Origin of the sequence: Pseudomonas sp. KU43P, assembly GCF_033095865.1 — a bacterium.
GTDB lineage: Bacteria > Pseudomonadota > Gammaproteobacteria > Pseudomonadales > Pseudomonadaceae > Aquipseudomonas.
Genome location: NZ_AP019365.1, coordinates 4,247,298 through 4,260,120 on the forward strand (window position 1 = coordinate 4,247,298; position 12,823 = coordinate 4,260,120).

A 12,823-nucleotide genomic window follows, 5' to 3' on the forward strand; every position below is an offset into this window, starting at 1 on the left:
GTGGGCCGCCACCGACCAAAAACGGTGGCGGGCCAGAGAGATTACAGATTCCGCAGCGCTGCGACTACTGCGTCGCCCATTTCCTGCGTGCCTACTTTATTACAGCCTGCCGACCAGATGTCACCGGTACGCAGGCCTTGGTCCAGCACCAGGCTCACGGCCTGCTCGATGGCCTCGGCTGCGGCGTGCTGGTTGAAGCTGTAACGCAGCATCATCGACACCGACAGGATGGTCGCCAACGGGTTGGCGATACCCTGCCCGGCGATGTCCGGCGCCGAACCGTGGCAAGGCTCGTACATACCCTTGTTGTTGGCATCCAGCGACGCCGAAGGCAGCATGCCGATGGAACCGGTGAGCATGGAAGCTTCATCCGACAGGATGTCACCGAACATGTTGTCGGTCACCATCACATCGAACTGCTTGGGTGCGCGCACCAGTTGCATGGCGGCGTTGTCCACGTACATGTGGCTCAGTTCGATATCCGGGTAGTCCTTGGCCACGTCTTCGACCACTTCACGCCACAGCTGGCTGGACGCAAGCACGTTGGCCTTGTCCACCGAGCACAGCTTCTTGCCGCGTACGCGCGCCATGTCGAAGCCGACACGGGCGATACGGCGCACTTCGCTTTCGCTGTAAGGCAAGGTGTCGTAGGCCTGGCGCTCGCCACCTTCGAGTTCGCGCTGGCCGCGCGGTGCACCGAAGTAGATGCCGCCGGTCAGCTCACGGACGATGAGGATATCCAGGCCCGAGACGATTTCCGGCTTCAGCGAGGAGGCATCAGCCAGTTGCGGATAGAGAATGGCCGGGCGCAGGTTGGCGAACAGGCCCAGTTGCGAACGGATCTTCAGCAGGCCGCGCTCCGGGCGGATGTCACGCTCGATCTTGTCCCATTTCGGGCCACCGACGGCGCCCAGCAGCACGGCATCGGCCTTGCGCGCACGCTCCAGGGTCTCGTCAGCCAGTGGCACGCCGTGCTTGTCGATGGCTGCGCCACCGATCACGTCGTGCTCAAGGCTGACGCCGAGCTGGAACTTGTCGTTGGCCAGCTCCAGCACCTTGACCGCTTCGGCCATGATTTCCGGGCCAATACCATCACCTGGGAGAATCAGAATCTGCTTGCTCATGCTTTCCTCTATCCATTCAAGCGATGCGGCCGGTTCGGCCGCACCGAAAAAAACTTAGCGCTCGGCCCACAACACGATGACATCGGTGCTGAACGAGCCATCGGTTTCGATCTGGTAATACTGCCGCACTTCTTCGCCCATCGCCTGTTGCAACTGGCGAATCGCCACGCGCAGCGGTTCGGGCGTGCGCATACGCTCCACCCACGACGCCCACTCCAGGCGCAGGCGCTGGCGCGTGTGGCTGCGCACGTGCAGGCCGGCCTCGCTGACCAGGCGCTGCCACTGGGCAGCAGAATAATCGCGCACGTGGCTGGTGTCGCGCAGCACTTCCACCGACTGCAAGTAGGTGTCGAGCAGCGGGCTGCCCGGCGACATCACGTCGATGAACGCCGCAACCCCACCCGGCTTGAGCACCCGGCGCACTTCACGCAAGGCCAGGCCAACATCGCTCCAGTGGTGCGCCGAGTAACGGCTGAAGACGAAGTCGAACGACGCATCGGCGAACGGCAGGCGCTCGGCGGCGCCATGGGCGGTCTTGATGTTGCCCAGGCCACGCTCGGTAGCTGCGCTGGCCACTACGTCGAGCATCGCTTGCGACAGATCGTAGGCGACCACTTCGGCGACCAGCGGTGCGACGTGGAAGCTGACGTGACCGGCACCACACCCCAGGTCCAGCACGCGGGCGCTGCCCTGCCCTGCCAGCTCTGCCTGCAGCAGGGCGAATTCGCTGCCTTGGGCATGCACGGCGCTGCTGAGGTAGGCATTGGCCTGTTCGCCGAACTGGCGTTGGACCACATCGGTGTGGGTAGTGCTGGTCATGGGGTGTTCCTTCTGGTTTGAGGCTGCTTGTACGGCCGCTATCGCCGGCAAGCCGGCGCCCACAGAAACCCCACGCGCCCAAAGCGCTGTGCAGTACCTGTGGGAGCCGGCTTGCCGGCGATGAGGCCAGCAAACCCAATTACATCATTCAGGCATCACGAAACAACCAAGGCTGCCCGGCGCGGTGCTTGCCTTCGAAGGCCTTGATCGCATCGCTGTCCTGCAGGGTCAGGCCGATGTCGTCGAGGCCATTGAGCAGGCAATGCTTGCGGAAGGCGTCGATCTCGAAATGCAGCACCTTGCCATCCGGACGGGTCACCGCCTGCGCCTGCAGGTCAATGGTCAGCTGGTAGCCCGGGCTGGCTTCGACCTGCTTGAACAACTCGTCGACTTCCTCATCGCTGAGGATGATCGGCAACAGGCCGTTCTTGAAGCTGTTGTTGAAAAAGATGTCGGCGAAGCTCGGCGCGATCACGCTGCGGAAGCCGTACTCGTCCAATGCCCACGGTGCGTGCTCACGGCTCGAACCGCAGCCGAAGTTCTCCCGCGCCAGCAGGACGCTGGCACCCTGGTAACGCGCGTGGTTGAGCACGAAGTCCTGGTTCAGCGGGCGCTTGCTGTTGTCCTGGTAGGGCTGGCCCACATCCAGGTAGCGCCACTCGTCGAACAGGTTCGGGCCGAAGCCGGTGCGCTTGATCGACTTGAGAAACTGCTTGGGAATGATCTGGTCGGTATCGACGTTGGCACGATCCAACGGGGCGACAAGGCCAGTGTGCTGGGTAAAGGCTTTCATGCTGCGCTCCCTTGGATCAACTCGCGGACATCGATGAAGTGGCCAGTTACCGCGGCAGCGGCGGCCATGGCCGGGCTGACCAGGTGAGTACGACCACCGGCGCCCTGACGGCCTTCGAAGTTGCGGTTGGAGGTGGACGCGCAATGCTCGCCGCTTTCCAGGCGGTCCGGGTTCATGGCCAGGCACATCGAGCAACCCGGCTCACGCCATTCGAAACCGGCTTCGAGGAAGACCTTGTCCAGGCCTTCACGCTCGGCCTGGGCCTTGACCAGGCCGGAGCCCGGTACTACCAGCGCCTGCTTGACGTTGGCAGCGACCTTGCGGCCTTTGGCGATTTCCGCGGCAGCGCGCAGGTCTTCGATACGCGAGTTGGTGCACGACCCGATGAACACGCGGTCGAGCTTGATATCGGTGATCGCCTGGTTGGCATCCAGGCCCATGTACTTGAGGGCGCGCTCGATCGAGCCACGCTTGATCAAGTCAGGTTCGGCAGCCGGGTCCGGTACACGCTGGTCGACGGCCAGGACCATCTCGGGCGAAGTGCCCCAGCTCACCTGCGGCTTGATCTGCGCGGCATCCAGTTCAACCACGGTGTCGAATACCGCATCGGCATCCGAAACCAGGCCTTTCCAAGCCTCGGCAGCCTGTTTCCACTGCTCGCCCTTGGGCGCATACGGGCGGCCTTCGACATAGGCGATGGTGGTGTCATCCACTGCCACGAGGCCGACACGGGCACCGGCTTCGATCGACATGTTGCAGATGGTCATGCGGCCTTCCATCGACAACTCGCGGATGGCGCTGCCGGCGAACTCCATGGCGTGGCCGTTGCCACCGGCAGTGCCGATCTTGCCGATCACGGCGAGAACGATGTCTTTGGCGGTGACGCCGGCCGGCAACTGGCCTTCGACCCGCACCAGCATGTTCTTCATCTTCTTGGCGACCAGGCATTGGGTGGCGAGCACGTGCTCGACCTCGGAGGTGCCGATGCCATGGGCCAAGGCACCGAAGGCGCCATGGGTGGAGGTGTGCGAGTCGCCGCAGACCACGGTCATGCCTGGCAAGGTAGCGCCCTGCTCCGGGCTGATGACGTGGACGATGCCCTGGCGCACGTCGTTCATCTTGAATTCGACGATGCCGTATTCGTCACAGTTTTCATCGAGGGTCTGCACCTGCAGGCGCGACACCTGGTCGACGATGGCCTCGATGCCGCCCTTGCGTTCCGGCGTGGTCGGCACGTTGTGGTCGGGGGTGGCGATGTTGGCGTCGATGCGCCATGGCTGGCGTTTGGCCAGGCGCAGGCCTTCGAAGGCCTGCGGCGACGTCACTTCATGGATGATGTGGCGGTCGATGTAGATCAAGGACGAGCCGTCATCACGGCGCTTGACCTCATGAGCTTCCCAGAGTTTGTCGTAGAGCGTTTTGCCAGCCATCAGACTGTTCCTCATCAGCGTCTTTCTATGCCAAAGACCCCTTGGCTTGTACGGACGATGCTATGGCGATAGATTGAATAACTCAAATTCATAATTTTTATGCTTTGGATAACCAACAGGAATTCTAACCATGGACTTGGCCAACCTCAGCGCCTTTATCGCCATTGCCGAAACCGGCAGCTTCTCCGGCGCCGCCGAACGCCTTTTCCTGACTCAGCCAGCCATCAGCAAACGCATCGCTGGGCTGGAGCAGCAACTGGATGTGCGCCTGTTCGATCGCCTCGGCCGTGAAGTGACCCTGACCGAAGCGGGCCGGGCACTGTTGCCTCGCGCCTATCAGATCCTCAACGTGCTCGATGATACGCGTCGCGCACTGACCAATTTGACCGGTGCAGTGGGGGGACGCTTGACCCTGGCCACCAGCCATCATATCGGCCTACACCGTTTGCCCCCGCTATTACGTGCATTTACTCGGCAGTACCCCTCGGTGGCGTTGGATATTCAGTTCCTAGATTCGGAAGCGGCCTACGACGAAATCCTTCATGGCCGCGCCGAAATTGCCGTCATCACCCTCGCCCCAGAGCCCCACCACCTGGTCAAGGCCGTGCCGGTGTGGGACGACGCCCTGGATTTCGTCGCCGCCCCGGAACACCCGCTGGCCAGCAACCAGCAGGTCAGCCTGGCCGACGTTGCACGCCACCCGGCGGTGTTTCCGGGCGGCAATACCTTTACCCACCATATCGTCCAACGCCTGTTCGAAAGCCAGGGCCTGACACCGAACATCGCCATGAGCACCAACTACCTGGAAACCATCAAGATGATGGTTTCCATCGGCCTGGCCTGGAGCGTGCTGCCCCGCACCATGCTCGATGATCAGGTTGCACCCATCGCTTTGCCCGGCATACAGCTGTCGCGCCAGCTAGGCTACATTCTGCACAAGGAGCGAACGCTATCGAATGCGGCCAGGGCCTTCATGGCCCTGCTCGACAGCCATGCAGGGTCCGCCTGACCGGTCGTCAGCTCGGCATTTCCAACTCAAGGACGCGTCAAACGCCAAAGGTCTGGTACCAATGCCCAAATCAGCAAACCGCTTTCCGCGCCTGCCGCGTATCCCTGCGGCCGACCCCCAGGAATCCGAGCAAGCCTGGCAGAACGCTCCACAGCTGCTGGCCGCGCTCAACGGCGCACGCCTGGGCGCTTGGCTGTGGGATATCGAGACCGGCCGGGTCAGTTGGTCACGCGGCACCCAGGCGCTGTTCGGCTTCGACCCTCAGCGCCCGCTGCCCAACGACATCGACTACCTCGACCTGCTGCCCGAGGAAGACCGTGCCCGCACCCGTCAACTGTTCCAGGCGGTAGTCAACGGCGAGCCAGTGGAGCAAGCCATGCGCCACCGTATTCGCTGGCCGGATGGCAGCCTGCACTGGCTCGAGATCAACGGTAGCCTGACCCACGATCGCCAGGGCCGGCGCCAGATGATTGGGGTGATCCGCGAAATCACCCGCCAACGCGAACGAGAAACCGCGTTGATCAACTCGGAAAAGCGCTTTGCTACCCTGTTTCACCTAAGCCCCAATGCGATCCTGCTGACGCGGCGTAACGACGGCATGATCTTCGAGGTCAACCAGCACTTCGAAGACATGTTCGGCTGGCCCGGCAGCCAGGTGATCGGCAAGACCAGCCTGGAACTAGGGCTGTGGGTACACCCCGAACAGCGCCACCAGATTCTCGAAGCGACCCGCGCCAGCGGCGGCCCGCTGAGCATGGAGGTGCAGTTTCGCGCCAGCAACGGCAAGCTCCACGACGGCATCCTCTGCACCCAGGGCATCGAACTGGAAGGCGTGACCTTCCTGCTAAGCACTTTCGTCGACACCTCCGAACGCAAGCGCGCCGAGCAGGCACTCAAGGACAGCCAGGAACGCCTGGACCTGGCCCTGGATTCGGCGCAACTGGGCACCTGGGACTGGCACATACCCAGCGGCATGCTCTACGGCTCGGCGCGGGCCGCGCAACTGCACGGCCTGGATCCGATCCCCTTCCATGAGTCGTTCGACTCGTTCTTCGAAGGGGTACCCGAAGAAGAGCGCGACGCGATGCGCCAGGCTTATCGCAGCCTGCGCGAAGGCCCGGCCGGCAACTACCAGATCACCTACCGCGTGCAACTTGAAAACGGCGCGTCGCGTTATATCGAAAGCCGTGCCCGCCTCTACCGCGATGAGCACGGCACCCCCCTGCGCATGGCCGGCACCCTGCTCGACATCACCGAACAGGTTGAGCGCGAACTGCGCCTGAGCGCCTCGGAAGAGAAGTTCGCCAGCCTGTTCCAGGTCAGCCCCGACCCGATCTGCGTCACCCGCCAGGACACCGGGCAATTCATCGAGATCAACCCAGCCTTCACCCAGACGTTCGGCTGGACCGCCGACCAGGTGATCGGCCGCACAGCCGAAGAGATCGGCCTGTGGGCCGAATCGATCGAACGCGCCCGGCGCATCGAGCGGGTAATCCGCGAACAGGCCCTGAGCAACGTCGCCGTGGTGGTCAACCACCGCAACGGCTCGCCCTTGACCTGCGTGATCGCCAGCAGGCTGATCACCGTCGACAACGAGCCGTGCAGCGTCACCACCCTGCGCGACATCACCCAGCAGCAGCGGGCGGAAGCGGCGCTCAAGTCCAGCGAGGAGAAATTCGCCAAGGCTTTCCACTCCAGCCCCGACGCCATCACCATCACCGAACGCCACAGCGGCCGCTATGTGGAGGTGAACGATGGTTTCTGTCGGCTCACCGGCTACAGCAGCGATGAAGTGGTGGGGCGCAGCGTCTTCGAGCTGGGTATCTGGGCTGACGACAAACAGCGCAACGCCCTGCTCGCCGAGCTCAAGGAGCGAGGCCGGGTCCACCACCGTGAAATGCTCGGGCGAAACAAGCGCGGCGACATTCTGACCGTCGAAGTGTCGGTGGAGCCGATCAGCCTCAACGAGGTCGACTGCCTGCTGCTGACCGCCCGCGATGTCAGCCAGCTGAAGAATGCCCAGGCACAGATTCGCCACCTGGCCTACCACGACCCGCTGACCAACCTGCCCAACCGCGCGTTGCTGATGGACCGCCTGAGCCAGCAGATCGCTCTGCTGCGCCGCCACAACCTGCGCGGCGCCCTGCTGTTCCTCGATCTGGACCACTTCAAGCACATCAACGATTCACTCGGGCACCCGGTAGGCGACACGGTGCTGAAGATCATCACCGCGCGCCTGGAAGCCAGCGTTCGCCTGGAAGACACCGTGGCACGGCTGGGCGGCGACGAGTTCGTGGTGCTGCTCAGCGGCCTGGAAGGCAGCCGCGAATCGGTCGAGAACAAAGTGCGCGAGCTGGCCGATACCTTGCGTGAACTGCTGGCCGAGCCGATGTCACTGGACGGCCAGCGCCTGCAGGTAACGCCCAGTATCGGCGTGGCACTGATCCCCGACCACGGCGCCACCCCGGCCGATCTGCTCAAGCGCGCCGACATTGCCCTCTACCGGGCCAAGGATTCGGGGCGCAACACCACCCAGCTGTTCCACACCACCATGCAAAAGGCCGCCAGCGAACGCCTGCGCATGGAAAGCGACCTGCGCCTGGCTTTGGCCCGGGGCGAACTGGCACTGCACTTTCAGCCCCAGGTGGATGCCCGGGACAATCGCATCGTCGGCGCCGAAGTGCTGCTGCGTTGGCACCATCCGCAACTGGGCCAGCAACCGCCTGCACAGTTCATCCAGGTGCTGGAGGAAAGTGGCCTGATCCTCGAAGTGGGCAGCTGGATACTCGACGAAGCCTGCGATGCCTGCGCCCGCATGCTCGAAGACGGGCTGATCGATGCCAATGACTTCAGCCTGTGCGTGAACATCAGCCCACGGCAGTTCCGCCAGAACGATTTCGTCGAGCGGGTGTTGCGCAGCCTGGATGACTACCGCCTGCCGCGGCACATGCTGAAGCTGGAGATCACCGAAGGCATCGTGATCCAGAACCTGGAAGACACTATCAGCAAGATGCGCGAGCTCAAGCGCTACGGCGTGAGCTTCGCCATGGACGATTTCGGCACGGGTTATTCATCGCTGACCTACCTCAAGCGCCTGCCGGTGGACGCGCTGAAAATCGACCAGACCTTCGTCCGCGATGCCCCGGAAGACCCCAACGATGCCGAGATCGTCCGCGCCATCGTGGCCATGGCGCGTAGCCTGGACCTGGCCGTGATTGCCGAAGGCGTGGAGCTGACCGAGCAACTGGAGTTTCTTGAACGGCTGGGTTGCCACCTGTATCAGGGCTACCTGCACAGCCGGCCGCTGCCCTTGCCGGAATTCAGGCAAATGCTGATGGAGGCACCCGCCGATTATTGAGCGCAAAAAAAGGGCACCTTCGCAGGTGCCCTTTCTTGCATCACGCCAAACTCAGTTCAGCGCTGGCTTGTCGCCATTGATCGGAATGCGCTTGGCCTTGGCTTCTTCCGGCACGATGCGCAGCAGGTCGATGCTGAGCAGGCCGTTGGCCAGGCCTGCGGACTTGACCTCGATATGGTCAGCCAGGCGGAACGATAGCTTGAAGGCGCGCTGGGCAATGCCCTGGTGCAGGTAGGTCACTTCCGACGCGCTGTTTTCGCGCTTGCCGCCGATCACGGTCAAAACGCCTTTTTCGACCTGCAGGTCGAGGTCCTGCTCCTGGAAGCCGGCTGCGGCAACCACGATGCGATAGTGGTCATCGCCATGTTTTTCCACGTTGTAGGGAGGGTAGCTGCTACCCGCCTCGTTACGTGCCGCGGATTCGAACAGGTCGTTGAAACGGTCGAAGCCAACGGAATGGCGGAACAGTGGAGCGAGAGAGAAAGCGCTGGTCATGGTCATAAACTCCTGAAATTCAGCAAGTAAGTCATTACGCGACCCGACTTCGGCATCGCGTACTCAAGAGATATGGACGGGCGAACAGGTTTCAAGGGGAGGAGGAAAAATTTGATTCTTGCCGTGGGATCGATGCCCTATCGCTGGCAAGCCAGCTCCCACAGAGGCCCCACACGCCTGCGCATTACCTGTGGGAGCCGACTTGCCGGCGATAGGGCCGGATCAGGCCACACAGTCCTCGAACGCCTGCACCTGAAGCCCAAGCAACCGGCTGATCCGCGCGCAGTCATCTTCCCTGCGCAATTCGGCAAACAGCACCACCGCCTCGGGATAACTGCGGGTCAACATCGCCAGCCATTGTTTCATCCGCCCGGGCGCATAGCGAGGCGACAGCTTGGCCTGAGCCTGGCGCCAGAACTCGCGCAGCAATGGCAGCAACGCCTCCCAGCTCAGCGGCTGGTACTCGCGACCGTCCCGTGCGGCCGCAATCTGCAAGGCCAGGTCCGGCCGCGACACCAGCCCGCGGCCGAGCATGATGTCCTCGGCGCCGCTGACCTCACGGCAACGCCGCCAGTCTTCGACGGTCCAGATTTCGCCATTGGCGAACACCGGCACCTTGACCACATCCTGCACCCGCGCCACCCATTCCCAGTGCGCCGGTGGTTTGTAACCTTCGACCTTGGTTCGCGCATGCACCACCAGGTGCGCCGAACCGCCTTCGGCCAGCGCCGTGGCGCAGTCCAGCGCGCCATCCGGGCTGTCGAAGCCCAGGCGCATCTTCGAGGTGACCGGGATATGCGCCGGCACCGCCCGCCTCACTTCACGCACGATGGCATGCAGCAGTTCCGGCTCCTTGAGCAACACCGCCCCGCCCCGCGACTTGTTCACGGTCTTGGCCGGGCAGCCGAAGTTAAGGTCGATCACTGGCGCCCCCAGCTCGCAGGCCAGCGCTGCATTCTCGGCCAGGCATACCGGGTCCGAGCCCAGCAACTGCACGCGCATCGGCACACCGGCAGCGGTACGCGCACCCTGACGCAGCTCGGGGGCGAGCTTGTCGAACGAGGAGGCTGGCAGCAGGCGGTCGCACACGCGGATGAACTCGGTGACGCACCAATCGATGCCGCCCACTCGGGTCAGGACGTCGCGCAGGATGTTGTCGACCAGCCCCTCCATGGGGGCCAGGGCAATTTGCATTTCGGGGACTCGGCGAGAAAAGCCGGCAGTCTAGCAAAAAACGGCGCCGGTTCAGGCACCGATCAGCGCCGGACCATAACCCTCGATGAACTCGGCAGGCATACGCTTGGGTTTGCCGCTGGACAGCTCGATGCAGGCGAATGTGGTCTGCGCGCGCAGCAGGGTTACGCCGTCACGCGGGCGCTTGAGCTGGAAACGCCGCGTCATGCGCAGGCGCTGGTCCCAATCGATGATCCAGGTCGCCAGTTGCAACTCGTCATCTTCGTAAGCGGCGGCAAGGTAGTCGATCTCATGTCGCACCACCGCCATGGCCCGGTCAAGGCGCCGGTATTCGGCCAGGTCCAGGCCCAGGCGCTGGGAATGACGCCAGGCACAACGCTCGAGCCAGGTGACGTAGACCGCGTTGTTGGCGTGGCCGAGGCCATCGATGTCTTCGCTGCCGACCCGCAGGTCGATGATGAATGGCGTTGCCAGGTCCCAGCTCATGCCCGCTCCCAAAGTCAGTGAAGGGGCAGAGTGTAATGGAAGTTCAGGCGCTTTGCCGGGCTGGGGCGTTGGCACGGGCCAGCAGTTCGAGCACGGCCTGGCTCAACCGCGGGTCAGCCAGCACACGCTGGTGGCCTCCGCCCTCTAACAGCAACAGGCGGCTGTCGAACCAGGCCTTGTGGATCAATTGCGCCTCGCCGGCGGGCACCAGTTCATCATCGGCGGCATGCACCACCAAGCCAGGCACCTCTAGCTGATAGCCACTGACATCGAGGCGAGCGATTTGCATGCCGACATCCCGTTCGACCTGGCGGATGAACGCCGCCCTGGCCCGGGCAGGCATGCCCAGGTGCTTGGCGAAGCCGCGCAGCACGCCCAGCAATTGCGCCGGCGCGCCAATGCTGACCGCTGCCTCGGTGCGAAGCCCCATTTGCAGGGCGAGCATGACGCTGGCACCGCCCATGGAGTGCCCGATCACGGCGCGCAACGGCGGTAATTCGGCTGCCGCTTCCAGCAGGGCACGGGCAAACAGCACCACGTTCGCCTGCTGCCCGGGGGAACGACCATGGGCCGGCCCTTCCAGCGACACCACCGTGTGCCCTGCCTGGACCAAGGTTTCGATCAGGGCGGCAAACTGGGTCGGGCGCCCTTCCCAGCCATGCATCAGCAACACGGTCGGCCCCTTGCCCCAACGCAAGGCGGACAACCCGAAGCGCAAGGTGATGCGCTCGGCACTTGCCAGCAACGGCAACTCCCACTGCCGGGGCGGCAGGTTGCGGGGCGTCATGAAAGCCCGGCGCATCTTGCCGGCGACATGCTCGGGGGCCAGGTGGCCCAGGGTGCCATTGACGCCACGAATCCAGCTCAAGGTAGTCATCGCCTTGCTCCTAGTTCACGCAAATTCAGATCACCGCCGATTTGGCGGCACGCAGAATGCGGTCGGACAGCTCGCCGGTGCCCAAGGCACGGGCCAGCGCCAGGCCGCCGATCATCAGTGCCAAGTCGGCCAAGGCCTTGTCGGCATCCTCGGGGCAGTCGACCATGGCCGCCGTCATCAACTCGATGTGTTCGGCCAGCACGTCGCGAAAAGCCTCTGGCAGCCGCTGTATCTCACCCAGCGCGTTGGGCAGCGGGCAAGCATGCACCTCGGCATCGCGGTGCTTGCGTGACAGGTAGAAGGCACTGGCCAATGCTCGGCGGCCGGCACCATCCAGGCTGGGATCAACCTGCGCCAGCAACGCCCTGCGCTCACCGAGCAACTGGCGGAAGGCTTCGAGCATCAGTTCGTCCTTGCTCTGGAAGTGTGCGTAGAAGCCCCCAACGGTAAGACCGGCGGCGCCCATGACCTGGCTGACGCTGGGCTCTGCCGGGCCGTGCTGGATCAACGCACTGCATGCGGCGTCAAGGATGCGCTCGCGGGTTCTGGTCTTCTTGTCGCTCATGGGTCATTTACCGAGCAAATATGATGATCGAAATATTATATGAATAATATTTTCCAGCAAGGGAAATTGATCACCGCTTGTCGGTGCAGATTTTTGGGGAAGGTAGAAAAACAAAAGGCCCATTCAATAAGCGAATGAGCCTTTAAAGTCCCGCAAAACGCGGGTAAAAATGGCGTCCCCTAGGGGACTCGAACCCCTGTTACCGCCGTGAAAGGGCGGTGTCCTAGGCCACTAGACGAAGGGGACGTAAACCTTCGCAAAAGTCCGCTTGTGCGAACCCTGGCAGAATTGGTGGAGCTAAGCGGGATCGAACCGCTGACCTCCTGCATGCCATGCAGGCGCTCTCCCAGCTGAGCTATAGCCCCGAAAACAAAAGGCTCATCCAAAATCCGAATGAGCCTCTTAAAGCCCCGCAACGAGCGGGTAAAAGTGGCGTCCCCTAGGGGACTCGAACCCCTGTTACCGCCGTGAAAGGGCGGTGTCCTAGGCCACTAGACGAAGGGGACATAACCTTCGCGAAGGTTCGCTTATGCGAACCCTGGCAGAATTGGTGGAGCTAAGCGGGATCGAACCGCTGACCTCCTGCATGCCATGCAGGCGCTCTCCCAGCTGAGCTATAGCCCCGGATTTCTAGCCTCTCGGCCCAGTGACATCATCGATATCACTTGTGCAA

The 12,823-nt window shown here is 63.0% G+C and carries 11 protein-coding genes and 4 tRNA genes; 2 read left to right on the forward strand and 13 right to left on the reverse strand.

The genetic code is table 11. The features are described 5' to 3' along the window. Positions 1–41: 41 nt before the first annotated feature. From leuB to leuC, 4 genes are all read right to left on the reverse strand, one after another. Positions 42–1,124 (reverse strand): 3-isopropylmalate dehydrogenase, encoded by a 1,083-nt coding sequence (gene leuB, locus KU43P_RS19355; RefSeq protein ID WP_317659070.1) that lies wholly within the window; start codon positions 1,122–1,124, stop codon positions 42–44. 54 nt (positions 1,125–1,178) lie between these two features. Further along, the gene (locus tag KU43P_RS19360; protein ID WP_317659071.1) at positions 1,179–1,943 is read right to left on the reverse strand and encodes a class I SAM-dependent methyltransferase; all 765 of its coding nucleotides are present in this window, start codon (positions 1,941–1,943) and stop codon (positions 1,179–1,181) included. Positions 1,944–2,091: 148 nt separating this feature from the next. Beyond that, positions 2,092–2,736, reverse strand: coding sequence for a 3-isopropylmalate dehydratase small subunit (gene leuD, locus KU43P_RS19365; RefSeq protein WP_317659072.1), 645 nt, complete (start codon positions 2,734–2,736; stop codon positions 2,092–2,094). Further along, positions 2,733–4,166 carry a 3-isopropylmalate dehydratase large subunit gene (leuC, locus tag KU43P_RS19370; protein ID WP_317659073.1) on the reverse strand — a complete coding sequence of 478 codons (1,434 nt, stop codon included), beginning with the start codon at positions 4,164–4,166 and terminating at the stop codon, positions 2,733–2,735. Before leuC ends, leuD begins: the two co-directional genes overlap by 4 nt. Before the next feature lie 130 nt (positions 4,167–4,296). Here leuC and KU43P_RS19375 point away from each other — a divergent pair, with 130 nt between their 5' ends. Both KU43P_RS19375 and KU43P_RS19380 read left to right on the forward strand, forming a co-directional pair. Then, the gene (locus tag KU43P_RS19375; protein WP_317659074.1) at positions 4,297–5,175 is read left to right on the forward strand and encodes a LysR family transcriptional regulator; all 879 of its coding nucleotides are present in this window, start codon (positions 4,297–4,299) and stop codon (positions 5,173–5,175) included. Positions 5,176–5,236: 61 nt separating this feature from the next. Next, the gene (locus KU43P_RS19380) at positions 5,237–8,533 is read left to right on the forward strand and encodes a PAS domain S-box protein (RefSeq protein ID WP_317659075.1); all 3,297 of its coding nucleotides are present in this window, start codon (positions 5,237–5,239) and stop codon (positions 8,531–8,533) included. A gap of 51 nt (positions 8,534–8,584) precedes the next feature. On the opposite strand, the gene KU43P_RS19385 is transcribed toward KU43P_RS19380, so the two are convergent. From KU43P_RS19385 to KU43P_RS19425, 9 genes are all read right to left on the reverse strand, one after another. Beyond that, positions 8,585–9,028, reverse strand: a complete 444-nt coding sequence (locus KU43P_RS19385) for an Hsp20 family protein (RefSeq protein ID WP_317659076.1) — start codon at positions 9,026–9,028, stop codon at positions 8,585–8,587. Between the two features lie 222 nt (positions 9,029–9,250). Next, entirely contained in the window at positions 9,251–10,222 is a 972-nt protein-coding gene (locus KU43P_RS19390) for a tRNA dihydrouridine synthase (RefSeq protein WP_317659077.1), read from the reverse strand. 51 nt (positions 10,223–10,273) lie between these two features. After that, entirely contained in the window at positions 10,274–10,708 is a 435-nt protein-coding gene (locus KU43P_RS19395) for an acyl-CoA thioesterase (protein WP_317659078.1), read from the reverse strand. 43 nt (positions 10,709–10,751) lie between these two features. After that, entirely contained in the window at positions 10,752–11,585 is an 834-nt protein-coding gene (locus tag KU43P_RS19400) for an alpha/beta fold hydrolase (RefSeq protein WP_317659079.1), read from the reverse strand. A 25-nt stretch (positions 11,586–11,610) separates the two neighbouring features. Next, the gene (locus KU43P_RS19405) at positions 11,611–12,150 is read right to left on the reverse strand and encodes a TetR/AcrR family transcriptional regulator (protein ID WP_317659080.1); all 540 of its coding nucleotides are present in this window, start codon (positions 12,148–12,150) and stop codon (positions 11,611–11,613) included. A 170-nt stretch (positions 12,151–12,320) separates the two neighbouring features. Next, a tRNA-Glu gene (locus KU43P_RS19410) sits at positions 12,321–12,396 on the reverse strand. A 43-nt stretch (positions 12,397–12,439) separates the two neighbouring features. Then, positions 12,440–12,515, reverse strand: a tRNA-Ala gene (locus KU43P_RS19415). A 65-nt stretch (positions 12,516–12,580) separates the two neighbouring features. Continuing rightward, positions 12,581–12,656: transfer RNA gene (locus tag KU43P_RS19420), tRNA-Glu, on the reverse strand. Positions 12,657–12,698: 42 nt separating this feature from the next. Continuing rightward, positions 12,699–12,774: transfer RNA gene (locus KU43P_RS19425), tRNA-Ala, on the reverse strand. Positions 12,775–12,823 lie beyond the last annotated feature (49 nt).